The 23,563-nt window shown below is 30.7% G+C and carries 20 protein-coding genes and 1 pseudogene; 12 read left to right on the forward strand and 9 right to left on the reverse strand.

The window, feature by feature from the left end; genetic code table 11:
• Positions 1-52: 52 nt before the first annotated feature.
• The gene (locus AC0L4B_RS06690; protein ID WP_473439086.1) at positions 53-3,763 is read left to right on the forward strand and encodes a metallophosphoesterase; all 3,711 of its coding nucleotides are present in this window, start codon (positions 53-55) and stop codon (positions 3,761-3,763) included.
• A 9-nt stretch (positions 3,764-3,772) separates the two neighbouring features.
• A complete protein-coding gene (locus AC0L4B_RS06695) occupies positions 3,773-5,056 on the forward strand; it encodes a DUF2254 domain-containing protein (protein WP_473439087.1) in 1,284 nt (427 codons plus the stop codon).
• Here the strand turns inward: AC0L4B_RS06695 and AC0L4B_RS06700 are convergent.
• Both AC0L4B_RS06700 and AC0L4B_RS06705 read right to left on the reverse strand, forming a co-directional pair.
• On the reverse strand, positions 5,051-5,371 hold the full coding sequence (locus AC0L4B_RS06700; RefSeq protein WP_473439088.1) for a hypothetical protein: 321 nt from the start codon (positions 5,369-5,371) through the stop codon (positions 5,051-5,053). The two genes, AC0L4B_RS06695 and AC0L4B_RS06700, sit on opposite strands and share 6 nt — an antisense overlap.
• Positions 5,365-5,856 carry a hypothetical protein gene (locus AC0L4B_RS06705; RefSeq protein WP_473439089.1) on the reverse strand — a complete coding sequence of 164 codons (492 nt, stop codon included), beginning with the start codon at positions 5,854-5,856 and terminating at the stop codon, positions 5,365-5,367. The genes AC0L4B_RS06700 and AC0L4B_RS06705 overlap by 7 nt, the downstream gene beginning before the upstream one ends.
• 85 nt (positions 5,857-5,941) lie before the next feature.
• Here AC0L4B_RS06705 and AC0L4B_RS06710 point away from each other — a divergent pair, with 85 nt between their 5' ends.
• Genes AC0L4B_RS06710 through AC0L4B_RS06720 form a run of 3 tightly spaced genes read left to right on the forward strand, consistent with a single transcriptional unit; the run spans position 5,942 to position 8,334 of the window.
• Entirely contained in the window at positions 5,942-6,628 is a 687-nt protein-coding gene (locus AC0L4B_RS06710) for a glycerophosphodiester phosphodiesterase (protein WP_473439090.1), read from the forward strand.
• On the forward strand, positions 6,625-7,836 hold the full coding sequence (locus tag AC0L4B_RS06715) for a BaiN/RdsA family NAD(P)/FAD-dependent oxidoreductase (RefSeq protein WP_473439091.1): 1,212 nt from the start codon (positions 6,625-6,627) through the stop codon (positions 7,834-7,836). The genes AC0L4B_RS06710 and AC0L4B_RS06715 overlap by 4 nt, the downstream gene beginning before the upstream one ends.
• 3 nt (positions 7,837-7,839) lie before the next feature.
• Entirely contained in the window at positions 7,840-8,334 is a 495-nt protein-coding gene (locus AC0L4B_RS06720) for a DUF1697 domain-containing protein (RefSeq protein WP_473439092.1), read from the forward strand.
• A gap of 33 nt (positions 8,335-8,367) precedes the next feature.
• On the opposite strand, the gene AC0L4B_RS06725 is transcribed toward AC0L4B_RS06720, so the two are convergent.
• A complete protein-coding gene (locus AC0L4B_RS06725; protein ID WP_473439093.1) occupies positions 8,368-8,928 on the reverse strand; it encodes a TetR/AcrR family transcriptional regulator in 561 nt (186 codons plus the stop codon).
• 201 nt (positions 8,929-9,129) lie between these two features.
• Between AC0L4B_RS06725 and AC0L4B_RS06730 the strand changes: the two genes are divergently transcribed.
• The 4 genes and pseudogenes from AC0L4B_RS06730 to AC0L4B_RS06745 all read left to right on the forward strand — a co-directional run bounded on the left by AC0L4B_RS06730 (position 9,130) and on the right by AC0L4B_RS06745 (position 13,015).
• Positions 9,130-10,212 carry a diphosphomevalonate decarboxylase gene (locus tag AC0L4B_RS06730; RefSeq protein ID WP_473439094.1) on the forward strand — a complete coding sequence of 361 codons (1,083 nt, stop codon included), beginning with the start codon at positions 9,130-9,132 and terminating at the stop codon, positions 10,210-10,212.
• Positions 10,213-10,240: 28 nt separating this feature from the next.
• Positions 10,241-11,170: a mevalonate kinase family protein gene (locus AC0L4B_RS06735; protein ID WP_473439095.1), complete on the forward strand. Its 930-nt coding sequence runs from the start codon at positions 10,241-10,243 to the stop codon at positions 11,168-11,170.
• Positions 11,171-11,188: 18 nt separating this feature from the next.
• A pseudogene (locus tag AC0L4B_RS06740) lies at positions 11,189-12,108 on the forward strand (geranylgeranylglycerol-phosphate geranylgeranyltransferase).
• Positions 12,109-12,178: 70 nt separating this feature from the next.
• A complete protein-coding gene (locus AC0L4B_RS06745; RefSeq protein ID WP_473439096.1) occupies positions 12,179-13,015 on the forward strand; it encodes a pseudouridine synthase in 837 nt (278 codons plus the stop codon).
• Between the two features lie 50 nt (positions 13,016-13,065).
• On the opposite strand, the gene AC0L4B_RS06750 is transcribed toward AC0L4B_RS06745, so the two are convergent.
• A complete protein-coding gene (locus tag AC0L4B_RS06750) occupies positions 13,066-13,977 on the reverse strand; it encodes a dihydrofolate reductase (RefSeq protein ID WP_473439097.1) in 912 nt (303 codons plus the stop codon).
• Between the two features lie 261 nt (positions 13,978-14,238).
• Between AC0L4B_RS06750 and AC0L4B_RS06755 the strand changes: the two genes are divergently transcribed.
• Positions 14,239-14,535, forward strand: a complete 297-nt coding sequence (locus AC0L4B_RS06755; protein ID WP_473439098.1) for an isoamylase early set domain-containing protein — start codon at positions 14,239-14,241, stop codon at positions 14,533-14,535.
• 45 nt (positions 14,536-14,580) lie between these two features.
• Here AC0L4B_RS06755 and AC0L4B_RS06760 read toward each other — a convergent pair whose 3' ends face one another.
• From AC0L4B_RS06760 to AC0L4B_RS06780, 5 genes are all read right to left on the reverse strand, one after another.
• Positions 14,581-15,405 (reverse strand): thymidylate synthase, encoded by an 825-nt coding sequence (locus tag AC0L4B_RS06760; RefSeq protein WP_473439099.1) that lies wholly within the window; start codon positions 15,403-15,405, stop codon positions 14,581-14,583.
• Between the two features lie 91 nt (positions 15,406-15,496).
• Positions 15,497-17,185, reverse strand: a complete 1,689-nt coding sequence (locus AC0L4B_RS06765) for a NupC/NupG family nucleoside CNT transporter (protein ID WP_473439100.1) — start codon at positions 17,183-17,185, stop codon at positions 15,497-15,499.
• 10 nt (positions 17,186-17,195) lie between these two features.
• Positions 17,196-17,804 (reverse strand): bifunctional nuclease family protein, encoded by a 609-nt coding sequence (locus tag AC0L4B_RS06770; protein ID WP_473439101.1) that lies wholly within the window; start codon positions 17,802-17,804, stop codon positions 17,196-17,198.
• A 114-nt stretch (positions 17,805-17,918) separates the two neighbouring features.
• On the reverse strand, positions 17,919-18,881 hold the full coding sequence (locus tag AC0L4B_RS06775) for an electron transfer flavoprotein subunit alpha/FixB family protein (RefSeq protein WP_473439102.1): 963 nt from the start codon (positions 18,879-18,881) through the stop codon (positions 17,919-17,921).
• Positions 18,882-18,983: 102 nt separating this feature from the next.
• Positions 18,984-19,730 (reverse strand): electron transfer flavoprotein subunit beta/FixA family protein, encoded by a 747-nt coding sequence (locus tag AC0L4B_RS06780; protein ID WP_473439103.1) that lies wholly within the window; start codon positions 19,728-19,730, stop codon positions 18,984-18,986.
• 241 nt (positions 19,731-19,971) lie between these two features.
• Here AC0L4B_RS06780 and AC0L4B_RS06785 point away from each other — a divergent pair, with 241 nt between their 5' ends.
• Entirely contained in the window at positions 19,972-20,949 is a 978-nt protein-coding gene (locus tag AC0L4B_RS06785) for a pyruvate dehydrogenase complex E1 component subunit beta (RefSeq protein ID WP_028289543.1), read from the forward strand.
• Between the two features lie 77 nt (positions 20,950-21,026).
• Positions 21,027-23,528 (forward strand): DUF5686 family protein, encoded by a 2,502-nt coding sequence (locus AC0L4B_RS06790; protein WP_473439104.1) that lies wholly within the window; start codon positions 21,027-21,029, stop codon positions 23,526-23,528.
• Positions 23,529-23,563: the final 35 nt, after the last annotated feature.

The following is a 23,563-nucleotide window of genomic DNA, read 5'->3' on the forward strand; positions in this document are numbered from 1 at the left end:
TGTGCAGTAAATCTTATCCAAAGTACTAAAAAAATAAAACTATCAACCTTTAATGACAAAAAATAACATATTTCTAACGTTTATTTTAGCCTTCTTATTAACCAATTGTGCCAGTTTTGAAGCTCAATATAAGCATGAAGCTGAAGCAAAAACACAATTGCCAAATAAAGAAATTCATAAAACTTTTTATTTAGTTGGTGATTCCGGAAAATCTCCTAAAGGTGGCTTTTCTGATGGTTTAATAGCTTATAAAAACTTTATTAAAGACAAAAACACTAAAGGAGATTATACAATTTTTTTAGGAGATAATATCTATCCTGCTGGATTACCAACCAAGGATCATGAAAATTATGAAGACGCTAAAAATCATATTCAAGCTCAGGTTAATTCGGTAGAAGGATTTGATGGAAATGTATTATTTATTCCTGGTAATCATGATTGGTATGCTAACGGATTACATGGTTTAAAAGACCAAGAAAAATATATCGAAAAAGCTTTAGGTAAAAATACTTTCCAACCAGAAAATGGTTGTCCATTAGAAGTTGTTGAGGTTAGTGATGAAATTGAATTAATTATTATTGATACACAATGGTATTTAGAAAATTGGAATAAACACCCTACTATAAATGATGAATGTGAAATTAAAACAAGAGAACGTTTTTTATTAGAATTGGAAGGCGAGTTTAAAAAAGCACAAAATAAAACGGTTGTTGTAGCAATGCATCATCCAATGTACACCAATGGGTCTCATGGTGGATTTTATAGTCCTGATAAACACTTGTATCCTTTTCAAAGTAAACTGCCTCTACCAATTATTGCATCACTTTTAACTCAAGTTAGAACACAAGGTGGTGTATCTATCCAAGATCGTTATAACGAGCGTTATAATAAAATGATGAATCGTATTAGTACCTTAGCATTAGAGTACCAAAATATCATTTTTACATCTGGTCATGAGCATAGTTTACAATACATAGAAAACGAAGGGATTAAGCAAATAGTTTCTGGTTCTGGTGCTAAATCAAGTGCAGCCTCATTAAGCCATAATGGATTATTTTCTTATGGTGGACAAGGTTTTGCAGTGTTAAATGTATATAAAGATGGTAGTACTTATGTTAGTTTTTATGGCGAAGACAATCAGCAAGCTAAGTTAATGTATACTAAACAGGTTTTTGAAAAACGTGAAGCAGAATACGATATTTCAACTTTACCTGATAGTTTTGAAACAACAACCAATGCGTCTATTTATACAGAAGAAGAAACTAGTAAAACAGGAGTGTATCAAGCACTTTTTGGAGAAAAATATAGAGCATTATACAGTCAAAAAGTTAATGTACCTGTAGCAACTTTAGATACGCTTTATGGTGGATTAGAAATTGTTAGAGAAGGAGGAGGACATCAAACTAGATCTTTAAGATTGCAAACTAAAGATGGTCGTCAGTTAAACATGAGAGCTTTACGTAAAAGTGCAACTCAGTATTTGCAAACAGTTTTATTTAAAGAAACTTATTTAGAAGATGATTTTGATAAGACTAAAGTCGAAGATTTAATATTAGATTTTTATACAGCAGCGCATCCATATGCATTTTCTGTAGTGCCTGATTTATCTCATGCTGCAGGTGTATATCATACTAATCCAAAATTATATTACATACCAAAACACAAATATTTAAAAGATTATAATCGTGATTATGGAGGTGAATTGTATTTAATTGAAGAGCGTCCTGAGGATAACTATACTGACGAGAAAAACTTTGGATACGCAGACGATATTGAAAGTACACACGACATCATCAAAAAAATACGTACTGACGAAAAATATAAAATAGACGAAAACGCTTTTATTAGAGCACGTCTGTTTGATATGCTTTTAGGAGATTGGGATAGGCATCAAGATCAATGGAGATGGGCTCAATTTAATCAAGAAAATGGAGATAAATTATATAGGCCAATTCCTAGAGATAGAGATCAAGTGTTTTCTAATTTTGATGGAGCAATATTAGATGTTATGCGTTTTATTTCTGGTTCAACAAAGCAATTACAAGTGTATGACGCAGAGTTGAAAGACATCAAATGGATGAACAGTGCAGGAATAAAATTAGATAAAGTGTTAATCCAAAATTCTGATAAAGAAGTATGGATAAAACAAGCTCAGTACTTACAAGACAATATTACAGATCAGGTTATCGAAAAAGCATTTAGTAAAGTGCCAACTGAGGCTCAAGATGAATCGCTACAACAAATTAAAGAGTTTTTAAAAGGTAGACGAGCTAATCTACAAGATATTGCAACACGCTATTCTGACTATTTAAATGAGTTGGTTATTTTAACAGGAACAGATAAAGACGATTATATTGAAGTTAACCGTATTGCTGATAATAAAACACAAGTTGTAATTTCTAGAATTAAAGGTGACGAAAAAGCAGATGTAATAGTAGATAGAACTTTTGATAAAGATATTACTAAAGAGCTTTGGATTTATGCTTTAGATGATGATGATATTATTGAAGTTTCTGGTAAAGCTAATAATTTGATTTTTACAAGAATTATTGGAGGTCAAAATAACGACGAATACATTATTAATAACGGAAGACGTGTACGTATTTATGACCATAAATCTAAGCCTAATACAATCACAAAAAACAAAGGAGCCAAAATTAACTTTACAGATATTTATAATAATAACTTATTTGATTTTCAAAAAAATATTATTAGAACCAGTATCATAACTCCAAGTTTAGGTTATAATCCAGATGATGGATTTAAAATAGGTTTAGGATTTAATTATACTGTTAAAGGATTTTCTCGTAATCCTTACTCACAACAACACCGTTTTAAAAGTGGCTACTTTTTCGCTACAGATGGTTTTAGTCTAAATTATGATGGCGAGTTTGCAAATCTTTTTGGAGATTGGAATTTACATGTTGCAGGACAATTAACTAGTGAGAATTTTACCAATAACTTTTTTGGTTACGGTAACCAAACCGTTAATAATGATGACGATTTAGATTTGGATTACAACCGTATTAAAACAAGTATTTATGCAGCAAGTGTAGGTGTTCTTAAAAAAGGTGATTTTGGATCAGATTACGGAATTAAACTTCTAACCGAAGCTATCGAAATTGGAGAAACTCCTGACCGTTTTATTGAAACGGTTCAACCAGCAGCAACAAATGAAGATTTTTACAGCAGACGCTTGTTTGCTGGTATTGAAGGTAATTTTAATTATAAAAGTTTTGACAATGGAGCCAACCCAACAAGAGGTATGACTTTAGGTATTGATGTTGGAGCCAAAACCGAAGTTAAAGACACTAAATATACTTATGGATTTATAAATTCGGAATTAGGATTTTATAATGCATTATCAACCAATCGTAAACTAGTATTAAAAACAGATATACGTTCTCAGTTGCGTTTTGGTGATGATTTAATCTTTTATCAAGCGGCTAATATTGGTGGTAATAATGGGTTGAGAGGTTATAGATTACAACGTTTTACAGGTCAAAATAGTTTAACAGGTAGTGCAGATATTAGATATAGTTTCAATCAGTTTAAAACTAAAACCCTACCATTGCAATTGGGTGTTTTTCTTGGTGGTGATGTTGGTCGTGTTTGGACAAAGCAAGGCGACTCTAAAATATGGCATAACGATTATGGTTTAGGATTTTGGGTAACAGCAGCAGATAGTGTATCTGGTACATTTAACTTTTTTAATAGTGAAGAAGGATTACGTTTCTCTTTTGGATTTGGTTTAAATTTTTAACCCAATCACATGAAAAAAATAATAGTCAACGGATTAGAATATCTTAAAAAAATAGAAAGCAAAATAGCGTTTTATCCAACACTTTATAGTTTGGTTGGTATCTTGTTTGCTTTTTTTATGTACTATGCAGAAAACAAAGGAATATCGTCTTATTTAAAAGACAATATTCCTTTTTTAGTTATCAATAATACAGAAACAGCATTTAATATATTAACCACTTTTATTGCTGGACTAATATCCATTATGGTATTTAGTTTTTCAATGGTAATGATATTGTTAAACCAAGCTTCAAGTAACTTTTCGCCTAGAGTATTACCAGGATTAATCTCTAATAAAAGGCATCAAAAGATTTTAGGAATTTACAATGCTACATTGCTGTTTTGTATTTTTACAATGGTAGCTATAAAACCAGATGCAGATAATAACCAATTACCTGGTTTTTCAGTGCTGTTAGCTATTGTTTTTATGGTTTTTTGTTTAGCAGCTTTTATATATTTTATTCACTCTATTTCTCAAGAAATCCAAGTACATAATATTATGCATCGTCTTTTTAAAGATGCTAAAAATAGATTGGAGCAGTTAATAGATTCTGAAAAAAATAAAAAAAACAACTTTCCTAACACAAATAATTGGTCAATTTTTAATTCTAAAAACATTGGTTTTTTACAAGATATTATGCTTGAGCCTTTCGGCGAATTTGCTAATCAAAACAAAAATAAGTTTCATATTCTAGCAGTCAAAGGACAGTACATTTATAGCGACAAGCCTCTTTTTAAAAGTGAATCAGAATTGACTGAAGAGCAAATTGAAACCCTGAAATCCTATTTTCATTTTTCAAAGGAAGAAGTTATTGATGATAATTACGTGTTAGGTTTTAAACAGTTAACAGAAATTGCTGTAAAAGCAATGTCTCCTGGTATTAATGATCCTGGAACAGCGTCTATCGCAATTGATTATTTGACTAATTTATTTGAAATTAGATTGCAAAAAAATGAAACCAGTGTATTGTTTGAAGATGAGGAAGCTATGGTGAAAATTAATACTATTTCCTTTCAAGAATTACTTTACTTGGTGTTGTCACCAATACGGACTTATGCAAAGCATGATGTTATTATAATAGGCAAACTAATAGATTTATATGCGCATTTATTAACTAAGCTGGACAATAGTTCAGGTTACAAAGAAGTAATAATTAAAGAAGCTAAAACATTATATTTTGATGTTGAAAATAACATTAGTAATCCTAATGATTTAGAGGTGATTTCTAATAAAATGAAAGTGTTTAATTTATAGTTTTAAACTATAAATATTATTATCCTCTTTGCCAGAATCCTCATCAGTGATGTAAATTGTGTTATTGTTTTTAAAACACACACCTTCCTTTTGACTATCATGTTTTAAATCTATCTTTTGGACTGTACCATCAAAAAAGGAGTCGTTTTTAAAATTAGTTAAAGTCCATATACGATCGTGATTTAATAAAACAATGGTTTTGCCATCAGGACTTATATCTGCTGAAGTCACACGTGTGTCTTTTCCTTTTAATTTATATTCAGTAAGGTAAGTTGCTTCATGATTACCTATTTGATTTGGTATTTTAATCACCATAGTCTTTTTGTTTTCTTTACTAAAAACATAAAAACTATCGTTCCATAAAAAAACGCTTCAAAATCTTCAGACTTGATGTTTTTTGGAAGCGTGAAACTTATAGTTTTAGCTTTTGTTTTATCATCTATATTAGCAATGTTTTCAATTTTATAAATATAAAATTGTTTGCGTTTTCTGGAGTTGTTTCCAAAATCCCCAATATATAAATTACCATCTGTATCACTTGCTAAATCTTCCCAGTCATGGTTTTTAATATTGCTAATATCAATATCTCTAATAATATCACCTTTCAAGTCCATACCATAAACATTATTTTTGTTTCCAGCATCCTCAATAGTCCATAATAGGTCTGACGTATTAACTAATTGTGCTGCAGATGCTTCTTGTAGGTCACTATCAATAGATCCTACAATAGTTAATTTACCTGTGTTACAAGACATAAAAAGTAATGCTAAAACAGCTATTGGTTTTAACGGAAAAGTCATAAATTGTGATGTTTTAAAATTTACTTAAATGTAAGCATATAGTAAGCCATATTGAAGCCTGAAATCTTAAAATATTGATAAATTAATGAGTGCATTTTTAAAAATTGGACATCGAGGCGCTAAAGGTCATGTTACTGAAAACACGTTGCAATCCATACAAAAAGCTATGGATTTTAATGTTGATGGTATCGAGATTGATGTGCATGTATGTAAAACGGGAGAACTGGTAGTGTTTCATGATTTTACTTTAGATAGACTTACAAATGGGACTGGTGAGATTGGTAAAAAAACATTAAGTCAATTACAAGATCTATTGGTAGATGGTCAATATACAATACCAACTTTAAGAGAAGTTTTACGGCTAATTGATAATAAATTATTAATAAATATTGAGCTTAAAGGCGAAGGTACTGCTATACCAACTTGTAATATTATTCAAGAATTAGTAAGTGATAATAAGTGGTCTTTAGACAATATTTTGGTTAGCAGTTTTCAACAAAACGAGTTGTTGGATGTGTATAATTACGATGCAAGTATTCCGTTAGGTGTCTTGACAAAAGCAAGTGTCAATCAAGCTATAGTATTTGCCAAAACCATTAATGCAAAAGCCATTCACCCGAGTTTTTCATTATTAAGTAAAAATAATGTACAAAAAGCTAAGGAAGAAGGGTTGCTAGTAAATGCATGGACAGTCAATACAATACAAGCGATAAAAAGAATAAAAAGTTATCAAGTTGATGCTATAATTAGTGATTTTCCGGATAGATTATGAAACAGTACGATGTAATAGTAATAGGAGGTGGAGCAGCAGGATTTTTTGCGGCAATTAATAGTGCAGAATTATATCCTGAATTAAAAATTGCAATCCTAGAACGTGGTAAAGACGTGCTTGGTAAAGTTAAAATTTCAGGAGGTGGACGTTGTAATGTAACTCATGCCGAGTTTATACCGCAGGAATTAACCCAGTATTATCCAAGAGGAGAAAAAGAATTATTGGGACCTTTTCACACGTTTATGACTGGTGACACTATGGAATGGTTTGAAAAAAGAGGTGTGTCGCTAAAAATTGAAGATGATGGACGTATCTTTCCTACTAGCAATAATTCACAAACCATAATTGATTGTTTTTTAAATGAAGCTAAAAAACATAATGTAGATGTATTAACCAATCAATCTGTAATTGGTTTCAAACAAGACCATTCTCAATGGATTACAGAAACTAAAACTGATGTTTTTACTTCTAAAAAACTGGTGGTTGCTACAGGTAGTAATCCTAAAATATGGACGTTTTTAAAACAATTAAATCATACTATTATCACACCAGTACCATCATTATTTACTTTTAATATTAAAGATAAAAGGATTAATGATATTCCTGGTGTTGTTGCACAAAATGTTACTGTAAAAGTCGTAGATACTAATTTAGAATCTTACGGTCCTTTACTAATAACACATTGGGGAATGAGTGCACCTTCAATTTTAAAATTGTCCGCTTTTGGAGCTTTAGAATTAGCGAAAAAAGATTACAAGTTTAAAATAGAAATCAATTTTGTTAATCAAGATTTTGATTCGGTTTTATCTCAATTAAAAACAATAAAACAAGAGCTATCAAAAAAAACAGTACTTAAAGCCACACAGTTTGAAATACCGAAACGTTTATGGCAAACTTTGGTTTTAGCCTCAGATATTGTAGAGCAAACCCGTTGGGCAGATTTAAATAGATCTCAGTTAGAAGCCTTGGCCAATCAATTAACACAAGCTGTTTTTAATGTGGATGGTAAAAGTACATTTAAAGAAGAATTTGTAACAGCTGGAGGAATAGATTTAAAGGAAGTTAATTTTAAAACTTACCAAAGTAAATTATACGATAACTTATATTTTGCAGGTGAAATTATAAATGTTGATGCTGTTACAGGAGGTTTTAATTTTCAAAATGCTTGGACTAGTGGGTATATAGTTGCTAAACATATAAATACATAAATCATGACTACTTACTTGGCTTTTTTAAGAGGGATAAACGTTGGAGGACATCATAAAATACCAATGCAAGATTTGCGTACATTATTGTCTGATATAGGATTAAAAGATGTGAAAACTTACATCCAAACTGGCAATGTTGTGTTTAAAACTAATCAAACCGACATCCAAAAACTGACTTTAAAAATCGAAAAAGCTATCACAGAAAATTTTCAATTTAATATTCCTGTTTTAATAAAAAAGCCAGAGGACATTTCAAACCTATTATTAAAATGTCCGTTTAATCAAACAGAAAAAGAATCAAGTTATTTTGCATTGTTATTTAATGATATAACTGAAACCCAAAATAATTTGATTAAGACATTTAGTTTTCCAAACGAAAAATTTGAAGCTATTAAAGACTGTATTTATTTGTATTCAAGTATAGGATATGGTCGTGCAAAAGCAAATAATAATTTTTTCGAAAAAAATAAAACTTACAGCGACTACCAGAAACTATAAAACGCTAAAAAAAATGATTAACTTATCAGAAAATTAACCCTTGTGTTTAATCGAGTCCCAAGACATTTCAAGAGCTAAATCAATATGATCATTAGTCATCTCTAATTCTTCTTTTATTTTAAGTCTAACAGCAGACACAACATCTCCAAAAGTCATTTGCAACATTAATTTAACAGGGACGTCTCTTAAATTTTTGTTTTTTATTCCATCTAAAAAGATATCTCTAATATTTGAAATGTAAGGTACAGATTGCTTTACAATTTCTTTAGAAATAATTGGTGGTACAGCAACGTATTCAATAAATTTGTATGCCAAAGGGTTACCTACAAAATAATTGTATAGGTTTAGCCACATGGTTTTGTACTGTTTTTTAAAATCACCTTCAGGTAAATTTGCAATTAGTACGACACCATAATCTTTAACAATCATCATGTAAATTTCTTCAATGATTTGATTTTTATTTTCAAAATAATGGTAGATTGTACCTACAGCGACGTTTGCTTCTTTTGCAACTTGAGACATCGGAGTAGCGTGTACACCTTGTTTTACCACTAGTTCTAACATAGTGATAATTATGCGTTGTTTTTTGTCCATTTAGTAGACTTTTTTGAGGTAAAACGCAGTTACGCAATATTTAAGGGAATAATTTTACCTATCAGTTAACTTGTTATTCATTTTGAATGACAGTAATACATTGTATGTTAAGGGAGTAACGTATTGAATGTTCATTCGGTGTGCAAAATTACTAAAATAGTTTAATTTTTAAAGCTATCTTTGTAAAAATTTAGCATTTAAATGGATTTATCACGCTTTTCTAGTAGTAATTATCAAAATACTATAAACAATGGTTCAGTTTCTTGGTCATCACCAAGTAATATTGCATTAGTTAAATATTGGGGAAAAAAACAAACTCAAATTCCTGAGAATCCATCTATTAGTTTTACGCTTAATAACTGTAAAACAATAACTGTTTTAGATTTTGTTAAAAAAGAAACTCAAGACGATGTATTTTCTTTTGAGGTTTTTTTAGATGAAATACCTAAGCCTGAGTTTCATCCAAAAATCGAAACGTTTTTCAATCGTATTGAAGCATATTTACCATTTTTAAAGCAATTTCATTTTACAATAAACACTCAAAATACATTTCCTCATAGTTCAGGTATAGCATCTTCAGCTTCAGGTATGAGTGCTTTGGCTTTGTGTTTAATGAGTGTAGAAAAACAGTTAAATCCAAGTTTGTCAGAAACAGAATGTATTGAAAAAGCTTCTTTTTTAGCTAGATTAGGTTCTGGTAGTGCATGCAGAAGTTTAGAAGGTGATTTAGTGGTTTGGGGAGCTCATCCAGAAATTGAAGGTAGTAATGATTTGTTTGGTGTTAAATATCCATATAAGGTGCATGATAATTTTAAAAATTATCAAGACACAATTTTATTAGTTGATAAAGGCGAAAAACAAGTTAGTAGTACTGTTGGGCATAATTTAATGCATGGTCACCCTTTTGCCAGTCAACGTTTTGAGCAAGCAGTAGATAATATTACTAAAATTAAAGTGATATTAGAATCTGGAGATTTAGACGCATTTATAGCATTGGTTGAAAGTGAAGCGTTAACCCTTCACGCAATGATGATGACTAGTATGCCATATTTTATATTAATGAAACCAAATACGCTTCAAATTATTAATAAGATTTGGAGCTTTAGAGAGCATACAAAACTACCAATAAGTTTTACTTTAGATGCAGGAGCAAATGTACATGTTTTATATCCAGAGCAATATACTGATGATATTTTAAAATTCATTAAAGATGAGTTAGTTGCATATTGTCAAAACGGTCACTATATTTGTGATAAAATTGGTTTTGGTGCAAAACAATTGTAACTTTATACATCAAATCATCATATAGCTTATGAAAGGTCCTTTATTTTATTCAAAGATTTTATTGTTCGGTGAGTACGGAATTATCAAAGACTCTAAAGGACTATCTATACCTTATAATTTTTATAATGGTGCTTTAAAGACGGAAGATAATCCATCGGATGAGGCTGTTAATTCTAATAAAAGCTTAAAATCCTACACGGATTATCTAGCTAAAATTGATCAAGATTTAGTGGTTTTTGATATAAAATCATTGCGTCAAGATGTAGAAGCAGGTATGTATTTTGACTCGTCAATACCTCAAGGTTATGGTGTTGGTAGTAGCGGAGCTTTAGTTGCTGCTATTTATGATAAATATGCTTCAGATAAAATAACAGTTTTAGAAAACTTAACTAGAGAAAAATTATTGACCCTAAAGTCAATTTTTGCAGAGATGGAATCTTTTTTCCATGGAAAATCTTCTGGGTTAGATCCTTTAAATAGTTATTTAAGCTTACCAATTTTAATAAATTCTAAAGAAAACATCGAAGCTACAGGTATACCAACTCAAAGTAGTGATGGACAAGGCGCTGTGTTTTTGTTAGATTCTGGGATTACTGGAGAGACAGCTCCAATGGTTAGTATTTTTATGGAAAACATGAAAAATGATGGTTTCAGAAAAATGCTTAAAAACCAGTTTATTAAACATACAGATGCTTGTGTTGAAGACTTTTTAAAAGGTGATGTAAAATCATTGTTTAAAAACACTAAGCAATTGTCTAAAGTGGTGTTTAACAATTTTAAACCAATGATTCCTGCTCAATTCCACGAATTATGGAAAAAAGGAATAGACACCAATGATTACTACCTTAAGCTTTGTGGTTCTGGTGGTGGAGGCTACATGTTAGGTTTTACTCAGGATATCAAAAAGGCAGAACAAGCGCTTAAAGATTATAAGTTAGAAGTAGTTTATAACTTTTAAGCTTTACAATAAATTTTAATGTTTAACAGAAAACAAAAACATATATTACTTAAGTTTTTTAGTATGTTTTCTGTAGTAAGAGGCTACAATATTTTAATAGTAGTTATCGCACAATACTTAGCTTCTATTTATATTTTTGCTTCAGATAAGCCTCTTAAAAAGGTGTTGTTTGATGTTAATTTATTAATGCTAGTTTTAGCAACAGCAGCTGTTATTGCAGCAGGTTATATAATCAATAATTTTTACGACTCTGAAAAAGATTTAATTAATAGACCAAATAAAACAATGTTGGATAAATTGGTAAGTCAAAACACCAAATTATCATTTTATTTCGTGCTAAATTTTTCGGCTGTTGTTATGGCAAGTTATGTGTCTTTTAAGCCAGTGTTATTTTTTTCATTTTACATTTTTGCTATTTGGTTTTATTCACATAAACTAAAAAAAGACCAATAATAGGTAATGTAGTTTCAGCGTTATTAACATTGACTCCGTTTTTTGTCATTTTTGTGTACTACTTTAACTTTAAATATGTCATCTTGGTACATGCTGCTTTTTTATTTTTAATAATTTCAATTAGAGAGTTAACTAAAGATTTAGAAAATATAAAAGGAGATTTGACTCAAAATTATAGAACTGTACCTATTGTATATGGTGAAGCTACTTCTAAAAAAATAATCACAACTTTGGTTGTCGCGACTTTGTTTCCTGTTTATTTTTTAATCGCAAAATTTGATATTGGTTACATGTATATGTATTTTTTTATATGTGAAATTCTATTAATTATATATCTAATTTTACTTTGGAGTTTCTCAACTAAAACTCAATATTTGTGGCTGCATAATATTCTTAAACTTATTATTGTAGCAGGTGTTTTTAGTATTTTATTAATTGATGTTGATTTGGTCATTAACCGTATTATGTCAGTTAATTTTATTTAATAATTAACGATTAATAAGGTTTTTAATTTATAATGAAAAATTCGTTGTAGATTTGCAAAAAATAAATATTATGAGTAGACAACAAGGTGCTAATGGTAAAGGAAAGTCCTCTGGTAGAGGACGTGATAACTCAAAAAGCAAAACTTTTGCAAGAGGTAACGCACCAGTTAAAAAGAAAACTACCTCAAAATCTAATAGTAATCCTGATTTAATAAGGCTAAATAAATACGTTGCCAATTCTGGTATGTGCTCTAGAAGAGAAGCAGACCAGCATATTGCAATGGGCTTAGTAACTGTTAATGGAAAGGTGATTTTAGAAATGGGTTACAAAGTAAAACTCGATGACGAAGTCCGTTATGATGGTGCACGTATCAATCCTGAGAAAAAAGCTTACGTTTTATTAAATAAGCCTAAAGGTTTTGCAACTACTACAAGCGAGCAAAAGGGACGTACTGTTATGGATTTAGTCTCTAATGCAACTAGCGCAAGAATAAAACCTATTGGTCGTTTAGGACGAAACTCTACAGGGCTTTTATTATTTACAAATGATGAGAAAGTGGTAAGCCGATTTACAAGTTCTAATAAAGGTGTTGAAAGATTATTTCATTTAGAGTTAGATAGAAATCTAAAATTCGAAGATTTAAAAACAATTAGAGAAGGTTTTAAAATTGAAGGAAAGCAAATTAGTGTTGAAGAAATTGATTTTGTTAATAATACTAAAAATGAAATTGGTGTTAAAATAAAAAATACAGGTAATACCATTTTACATACCATTTTTGAGCATTTTAAATATGAATTGGTTCGTATAGATTGTGTTCAAATTGCACATTTAACCAAAAAAGATATTCCTAGAGGTAACTGGAAAATATTATCTCAGCAAGAAGTAAATACTTTAAAAATGATGTAAAAAAAAGCGCTTATAAAAAGCGCTTTTTTTTGTTTATATTTTTTTCTGTTTTAAAGTTTTTCATAAGTTAAGAAAGAAAACTCGTAATCATGCTCACTGTCTTTTTTATGGAATGTGTTTTCAGTTTCCTTCCATACGTTTAGGTCAATTTCTGGAAAATAGGTGTCAGCATCAAATGTTGAATGTACGCGAGTTAATTCTATTTTAGTAGCATAAGGCATTGCAAGTTTGTATATTTCTCCACCACCAATAATAAAAGGTTGTGTGTCGTTTTTAGCATGAGCTATAGCTGCATCTAAACTATTTACAACTATAACACCTTCTGGTGTATCATAATTAGTTTGTCTAGAAATTACAATATGTGTACGGTTTGGTAACGGTTTTGGAAAGCTCTCAAATGTTTTACGACCCATAATTATATGGTGTCCTGAGGTTAAGGTCTTAAAACGTTTTAAATCATCACGTAAATGCCATATAAGGTCATTGTTTTTACCTATTTCATTATTCTGTCCTGCAGCAACAATCATTGTTAGAGTGTTAGTTTTTGATGAAATTTGTTTTTCAAAAACTTCACTTTTTGCTATATGAAGATCTTCTTTTTCAATTTGATGTTTTAATTTCTCAATTCTAACGTTCTGTTTGTTAACTAATTTTTCTAATTGTTTTTTCTCCCAATCTTTACCCATAAATTTAGAGGTAACAAACACACTAAATAAGTGATATAAAAAGAAAAATAACCAAGCCATAATAGCAAATACAAACCAGTCAATACCAAAAAACTTTGTTTCTTTTCCTATACCTAAAACTGTATTGGCCAATATTATAAATACAGCACCAATTAAAAATATGACAAAGTGTGCATACAATCGTTTTTTTTGCTTGATTCTACGTTGTGCATTTTTTATAAGTTCTAATTGCTCTTGATCGATTTTAGGAGTCTCTTTTTTCTTTTTTCCGAACATATATTAAGTTTATAATGTAAAGTTAGTGTTTTTATAATATTTAAGAATTTTATTTTTAAATGAAAATTATTTTAATTGATATTCAGTAGGTTAGGTTTTTGAAGTGCTTTTTATTAATAACAATTTATTTCACTTAAATTAACAAAAAAATATTTTCCCTTAGTATTTTTAATAATCTGATAAAAGTTTAAAATTAATTATTTTTTATTTTGAAGACTGAAAAAATCTTGTCTAATTTAGATATTATAAAACCTTTATACTATGGCTATTAAAAAACAATTTTTAAAAAGTAAACCTATTTGTAAAGTTACCTTTACAGTTCCAGCAGCAGAAGCAAAACAAGTTGTTGTTGCAGGAAATTGGAACAATTGGAACACTAAAGCAGAACCATTAAAAAAATTAAAAAACGGAACTTTTAAAGGGACTGTAAATCTTGAATCAGGACAAGCATACGAATTTAAATATGTTGTCGATGGACGATGGCAAAATGAAGTAGAGGCAGATGCTTATACATGGAATGATTATGCTGCCACAGATAATAGTGTGATTAATTTATAATAAAAACGCTTAAAATTTTAAGCGTTTTTTATTATATAATTATTTTTAAACTGCTACAGCTCCTTTAATATGAGGATGAGGATTATAGTTTTCTAATTTGAAATCTTCAAATGTAAAATCAAAAATATCCTTCACCTCAGGATTAATTGTCATTGTAGGTAATGGTCTAATTTCTCTTGATAATTGTAATTCTAACTGTTTAATATGATTGCTGTAAATGTGAGCATCTCCAAATGTGTGAACAAAATCACCAGCTTCATAACCGCAAACTTGAGCCATCATCATTGTTAATAAGGCATATGATGCAATGTTAAATGGGACACCTAAAAAAGTATCTGCACTGCGTTGATACAATTGACAAGATAATTTACCATTTGCTACATAAAACTGAAAAAATGCATGACATGGTGGTAAAGCAGCTTTACCGTTAGCAACGTTTTCAGAAAAACTTTTTGAAGTGTCTGGTAATACTGAAGGATTCCATGCTGAGACCAACATGCGTCGACTATCTGGATTGTTTTTTAAGCTATTTATAACGTCTTTTATTTGATCTATCTCATCGCTATTCCAATTTCTCCATTGATGTCCATAAACTGGACCTAAATCACCATTTTCATCTGCCCAAGAATTCCATATTTTCACACCATTATCAGTAAGATAATTGATATTTGTATCACCATTTAAAAACCAAAGTAATTCATATATTATAGATTTTAAATGTAGTTTCTTAGTAGTTACCATTGGGAAACCTTCACTTAAATCAAAACGCATTTGATATCCAAATACACTTTTGGTTCCTGTTCCTGTTCTATCTTCTTTAGTGTTTCCGTGTTCTAATATGTGTTTGACTAAGTCGTGGTATTGTTTCATTTTACAAAAATTTCTAATATTTAAAAGTATAAAAAAGGGTTAACATTAAAATGTTAACCCTAAATAATATATCATAAAGTTATTAACTTATCTATCCAATAATCATACCTGCTATTGTTGCAGATATTGATGAGGCTATTGTACCTCCAAGTAAAGCTTTCATACCAAATTTAGATAACGTTTTACGTTGTCCTGGAGCGAGAGATCCTATTCCTCCAATTTGAATTCCTATAGAAGCAAAATTTGCAAATCCACATAGCATATATGTTGCCATAATTATAGACTTTTCATACGATAAATGCGTAGCGTTTGCTACATTTTTTAGATCTGCTAATTGTATATAACCGATAAACTCACTAGCAGCTAATTTAATACCTAATAACTGACCCATCAATGCCATATCTTGTTTAGCGACACCTATTAACCACATTAATGGAGCAAATATGTATCCAAGTATTAATTCTAAAGATAAAGCTGTGTAACTGGTATTGGTTTTAATCCAATCATTAATATAAGTAATGTCTCCAACCCAACCTAAAATACCATTTACCATAGCTATAAAAGCAACAAATACTAAAAGCATAGCACCTACATTAACAGCTAGTTTCAAACCTTCGGTAGTACCATTAGCTATAGCGTCTAAAATGTTTGATCCAATTTTATCTTGAGATACTTCAACATCAGTATTAACCTCTTCGGTTTGTGGGAATAAAATTTTAGAGATTACAATTGCACCTGGAGCAGCCATTACTGATGCTGCCAATAAATGTTTTGCATAAAATAAACGCAATATTTCATCATCACCTCCTAAAAAACCAATATATGCTGCAAGTACTGCACCTGCAACAGTTGCCATACCACCAATCATGACCAATAGCATTTCTGATTTAGTCATTTTTTCTAGGTAAGCTTTAATTAATAATGGAGCTTCGGTTTGTCCTAAAAATATATTTCCTGCTACGCTTAGGCTTTCTGCTCCAGATATCTTCAGAGCTTTAGATAGCAACCATGCCATAGCTTGTACAACTTTTTGTATTATTCCTAAATAAAATAATAATGATGTTAATGCTGAAAAGAATATAATTGTAGGTAATACTTGAAAGGCAAAAATGAAACCAAAGGTGTCCATGTCAACAACTAAGCCTTCAAATAAAAATTTACTTCCAGCTCTAGTAAAATCTAAGACACTTATAAATAACCCTCCAACAAATTCAAAAGCGGTTTTTATAAATTCTACTTTTAATACTCCTATGGCAATAAGTAATTGGAAAGCTAAACCTATTCCAACAATTTTCCAATCTATTGCTCTTCTGTTACTACTAAATAAAAATGCAATAAAAATTAGTGACAACATTCCTAGTGATCCTCTCCAAAAACTTGTAAAGGTAAAACCACTACTTGGAATAATTTTTTCAGTTTCTGACACTAAGGTTTGGTCTGCAAGTTTTTCCTTAACATTAAAAGAGTAAATGTTTTCTTTTGATTTAAGTACTAAAGTAGAATCTGTAAGTTTTTGAACCTTAAACCTTTTTACTAAATCTACTGGTGTATCATAATAAAATACTAAAACATTGTTTTGATGTATGTAATCTCCTGATGACTTGTTGTAGCTAAACGTTCCTTTTTTTATTGATAAAACATCTTTATTGGATAGGTTGATGTTTATTAATTCTAGTTTAGATTGACTAGCTTCTAATTGCCAATCTTTTTCGATATTTTGAGCAAAACTTGAAGCAGCACTTAATAGTATAGCTACAATCGCTAGTGTAAATTGTTTCATTGTAAAGGGATTAGCGTTTAGAGATTTCGTCTCTTATTTTAGCTGCTTTTTCATAATCTTCATTATTAACAGCTTGTTCTAAGAGGTTGTGTAATTCCTCTGTAGATTTAGATATATAATCGTCTTGTGTTTGTTCTATTTCAAATTCTTCATTTAAAATATCATCTACTAAAATATTATCAGGATCTTCGTCTTTAGTAGGATCTACTTTTAGATAAATTCCAGCTTTATCTAATATGTTTTTATAAGTAAAAATTGGTGCTTGAAAACGTAATGCTAATGCAATAGCGTCACTAGTTCTGGCATCAATAATTTCTTCTATTTTATCGCGTTCGCAAATTAACGACGAGTAAAATACACCATCCACTAACTTATGAATAATAACTTGCTTTACAACAATATCAAACCTGTCAGCAAAGTTTTTAAATAAATCGTGAGTTAATGGTCTAGGTGGTTTAATTTCTTTTTCTAATGCTATAGCAATGGATTGTGCTTCAAAAGCACCAATGACGATAGGTAGTTTGCGATCACCATCCACTTCATTTAAAATAAGTGCATAGGCACCATTTTGTGTTTGGCTGTAAGAAATACCTTTAATATTTAATCGGACTAAACTCATAGTATATAAAAAACAAAGAACCGTTTAAATTAGGACTTTACCAAACTACAATAAGTAGTTTTTGTACATAATTTAAACAGTCCTTTGTTAATAAGAACTTAAATTTACTAAAAATTAAGCGTTTGCTGCTTTAAACGCTTTTAATTTTTCGATAAGTTGTGGTACAACCTCAAAAGCATCACCTACAACTCCGTAATCTGCTGCTTTGAAGAAAGGTGCTTCTGGATCTGTGTTAACAACTACTTTTACTTTAGAGGCATTAATACCTGCTAAGTGCTGTATTGCTCCTGAAATACCAATAGCTATGTATAAGTTAGACGCTACAGGTTTTCCTGTTTGTCCTACGTGCTCACTGTGTGGTCTCCATCCTAAATCAGAAACTGGTTTTGAACAAGCTGTTGCAGCGCCTAAAACGTCTGCTAACTCTTCAACCATTCCCCAGTTTTCTGGTCCTTTTAATCCACGACCTGCAGATACAACTATTTCTGCATCAGCAATAGTTACTTTGTCTGTTGCTTTGTCAACAGACTCTACAGTAACTCCTGATGTTGGTAAGCTAGGTGAAAAGTCTTCTGCTGCAGCATCAGCTGCAGTTTCAACTAATCCAAATGAGTTGTTAGATACTCCAACAATTTTTACATCTGTATCAATAGTTGTAAGGTTAAACGCTTTGTTTGTAAACGCAGTACGTTTAACTGTAAAAGGAGCAGTAGAGCTTGGAGCTTCTACTACGTTTGAAGCATAACCAGCTTCTAGTCCAACTGATAAAATTGGAGCTAAATATTTACTGTCGGCACTTTGGCTAACAATAACTACTTTTGCGTCTTCATTTTTTGCTGCTTGAGCAATTGCAGAGGCATAAGATTTTGCATTAAAGTTATTTAATGAAGCGTCAGATATTTTTAATACCTTATTAACTCCATATTGTCCTAATTCTGAAACATCATTAGCGTTAACTGCAACAGCAGTAACAGTTGTACCCATTTGGTCTGCAACTGCTTTGGCGTATGATGCAACTTCAAGAGCTGTTTTTTTAAACGCTCCGTTTTCTGATTCTGTATATACTAAAACTGACATATTTTTTTGTTTTGTCATCCTGAACTTGTTTCAGGATCTCATTAATATTTTTGTAAACTTCAAAAGATTTCGAAATATACTTTTGTATGAATTAATTTAAAATTAAATCACTTTAGCTTCATTATGTAATAAGCTAACTAACTCGTCTAAATTATCTGGAGCAACTAATGTTACTGCACCTTTTGGAGCTGGTTTTTCAAATTTAACAGTAGTCGTTTCTACAGTAGCACCTGTTGGCTCAACAACGGTTAAAGGTTTTTTTCTAGCCATCATTATACCTCTCATGTTAGGGATACGTAAATCACTTTCTTCAACAAGACCTTTTTGACCTGCAATAACTAATGGTAAAGCTGTACTAACAGTTTCTTTTCCTCCATCAATTTCTCTAGTAGCTTTAGCATTTGTTCCGTCTAACTCTAAACTAATACAGTTAGTTACAAAATTAGCTTCAATCATTTCAGCAACCATACCAGGTACCATTCCGCCATTATAGTCTATAGACTCACGACCAGCAATGACTAAATCATAACCACCATTTTTTACGACATTTGCAATTTCTTTAGCAACTTGATATCCATCTTTAGCTTCCGCATTTACTCTAATTGCAGTATCTGCTCCAATAGCTAATGCTTTACGTAAAGTAGGTTCTGTTTCAGTACCTCCAACATTGACAACATCTACAGACGCTCCTTGTTTTTCTTTAAACCACATAGCACGTGTTAAACCAAATTCGTCATTTGGATTAATGACATACTGTACTCCTGTAGTGTCAAATTTTGAATCTCCATCTGTAAAATTAATTTTTGATGTCGTATCTGGCACATGACTAATACACACTAAAATTTTCATATTTATTCTGTTTTTATGAGTTCTTTTATGTTAGATTTAGTTAACTATAACGATATAGTTAGTCTAACGTTTCTTTAAATTTCAATAAAATTTAAGATAATAAAATGCTCTTAAATCTTACGGTTACGAAGATAATTATTTATTTCTTAAAAATACTATGCGTGCATAGTAAATTTTAAATAATTCTTTAGTTAAAAGTTTTTCATTTATTGTTATTTTTGCTTTTCAAATTATTATTTAGATGAAGACAATTCAATTTAGAGAAGCTATTTGCGAAGCAATGAGCGAGGAAATGCGTAGAGACGAAAGCATTTTTTTAATGGGTGAAGAAGTAGCAGAATATAATGGTGCCTACAAAGCGTCAAAAGGTATGTTAGATGAGTTTGGAGCAAAACGTGTTATAGATACACCAATTGCAGAACTTGGTTTTGCAGGTATTGCTATTGGATCAACCATGACTGGTAACAGACCAATTGTAGAGTATATGACATTTAACTTTTCATTGGTTGGTATTGATCAAATAATAAACAATGCAGCTAAAATTAGACAAATGTCTGGAGGACAATTTAATTGCCCAATAGTATTTAGAGGTCCTACTGCAAGTGCAGGACAATTAGCAGCAACACACTCTCAAGCTTTTGAAAACTGGTTTGCAAACACTCCAGGTTTAAAAGTAGTTGTACCATCAAACCCATATGATGCAAAAGGATTATTAAAATCTGCAATACGTGATAACGATCCAGTAATTTTTATGGAAAGTGAGCAAATGTATGGTGATAAAGGTGAAGTGCCAGAAGGTGAGTACACTATCCCATTAGGAGTTGCAGAAATTAAAAGAGAAGGTACAGATGTAACCATTGTATCCTTTGGTAAAATTATTAAGGAAGCTTACATCGCTGCAGATAAATTAGCAGAAGAAGGTATTTCTTGTGAAATTATAGATCTTCGTACGGTTCGACCGATGGATAGAAAAGCTATTTTAGAGTCTGTAAAGAAAACAAATAGATTAATTGTTTTAGAAGAAGCTTGGCCTTTTGGTAACGTAGCAACTGAAATTACATATTTAGTACAAAGTGAAGCATTTGATTATTTAGATGCTCCAGTAGTAAAAATTAACACAGCAGATACACCTGCACCATACTCTCCAGTATTATTAGCAGAATGGTTACCAGACCATAAAGATGTTATTGCAGCTGTAAAAAAAGTAATGTATAAATAAAAATTGTACATTTATATATCAAAAGCTTCATTGGCACGTTTTGTTGATGAAGCTTTTTTGTTTTTTAATCCCCAAATATGACTAGTAAACTTTTTTATTTTTGTTTTGTTATAGGTACCATTTGCACATTTGCACAAACTAAAGTTAGTGGACACGTCTACGATGAGAATAATCAGCCAGTTTCCTTTGCAAATGTAGTGTTTAAAGGAAGTTCGGTTGGAGTAATAACCAACGAAGATGGACGTTTTTACATGGAAGATGATAATACTTGGGACACGTTACTAGTGTCTTTTATTAGTTTTCAAACCCAAGAAATAACATTAAACAAAAAAGTAAACTATGATTTAAAAGTGGTTTTAAAAGAAGAAGTTGCAGCTCTTGATGAAGTGGTAATTGTGTCTGGTAAACAACCTAAAAAAAATAATCCTGCTATTGATATTTTAAGAAAAATATGGGCTAATAAGCGCAGTAATGGATTAAAAAAATATAAACAATACCAATACGATAAATACGAGAAAGTAGAGTTTGACCTTAATACCATCGATAGTTCTTTAATAGAAAGTAAACTATTTAAAGGTATGGAGTTTGTTTTTGAACAAGTAGACACCTCTAGCGTTACAGGTAAAACCTATTTGCCAATGTTTATTAACGAATCTTCAAGTCAAGTTTATGGAGATAATTTAATCAACGAAAAACGTGACGTTTTAAAAGGAAACAAAAATTCTGGCTTTAGTAATAATCAAATTATTATAGATTTTGTAGACGATTTATATTCAGATTATGATGTCTACGATAACTACTTAAAGTTTTTTGATAAAAGCTTTACAAGTCCAATTTCTAGAACAGGTATTCAAACCTATAATTACGTTTTAGCAGACAGTAGTTATATAGATAACAAATGGTGTTATAACATTATTTATTACCCAAGACGTAAAAATGAACTAACTTTTAAAGGCGATTTTTGGGTTGCAGATACCACATATGCAATTAAAGAAATTAACATGCAAGCCTCTAAAAGTGCTAATATAAATTGGGTAAAAGAGATTTATATAGAACAAGAATTTGAAGTGCTAAACGATTCTGTTTTCCTTATAAAACGTGATTACTTTATGAGTGATTTTGCTTTTAATAAAAAAGAAAAATCCAAAGGTATTTATGGAAAGCGTACCACCTTATATGATAATTATAAGTTTGATATCGAGAAAGATCCAAAGTTTTACAAAGAAAAAGTGTACAGTTTTGATCAAGATTTATACAATCAAGATGATAGCTTTTGGGAGAAAAATAGAATGGAATCCTTAAATAAGGACGAAAAAGGAGTTTACACCATGTTAGATTCTCTTAAAAACACCAAAAAGTTTAAACGTCTCTATAATTTAGGGAGTATTTTAGCCTCTGGATATATTGAGTTTCCGGATTTAAATTTAGATTATGGACCTATTTTTTCAACCTTTGGTTACAATGATGTCGAAGGTTTAAGACTCAGAGCTGGTGGACGTACCTATTTTGGACAAAACGATTTATGGCGTATTGAAGGGTTTACAGCTTACGGATTTAGAGATAATAAATTTAAGTATGGATTATCTGGTAAATGGTTATTAGATAAAAAAAGTCGTTTAATTATTTCTGGAGGTAACCGAAGGGATATCGAGCAAATAGGAGCTAGTTTAACCACAAGTACAGATGTTTTAGGTCGAAGTTTAGCCAGCAGCTCTGTTGTAGGAACTGGGACTAATGATAAGTTAACTAATATTAACTTAAGTACATTTTCAATCGAAGCTGAGCCCTTTAGAAACTTTATAACTCGTCTTAGTACTAGTTATAGGACCTTAGAGTCTGCATCGCAAACGTTTAGTTTGGATTATTATACAGATGAGACGCAAACTACAACAGAGTCAGAAATCAAACAATACGAAACCTCAATGTCTATGTCCTTTTTTCCTAAAAGAGAAATGACAGGTTTTGGTGTAGAGCGTCGTACAAAAAATGATGATTTTGCAAGACTATTTGCACAAATAACCTTAGGAGATAAAAGTATTTTAAATAGTGATTTTGATTATACACGCTTACAGTTTTCTTACACACAACCATGGTCTTTAGGTGGTTTTGGGCGTTTGTATACAACTATTGAAGCAGGTAAGATTTTTGGAGAAGTGCCTTTAGGATTGTTAAGTGTAGTACCTGGTAATCAAAGTTATTTTTCAATATATAACACATTTTCTAACTTAGATTTTTACGAGTTTGTAACCGATGAATATGCAACTTTACATGTAGAACATAATTTTAATGGACGTTTATTTTCGCGTATTCCATTTCTTAAAAAATATAATTTAAGGGCTATTGTTGGAGCAAGAGGTGTAATTGGTGATGTTAGTGAAGATAATAGAGCTATTAATGCCTCTGGATTACTGTATAGAGCGCCAAGTAAAGAAGCTTATTACGAGTATAGTGTTGGTGTAGGTAACATCTTTAAAGTGTTTAGAATAGATTTTAATTTTAGAGGTAATTATCTAAATCCAATAACCAATCCTGATGCCAGAAAATTTGGAGTTACAGGTAGTTTTGGGTTTTATTTTTAACAATACCTACATTAGACTATGTAAATCCGCAAAAT

This window comes from Olleya sp. NP1-10 (assembly GCF_055804415.1).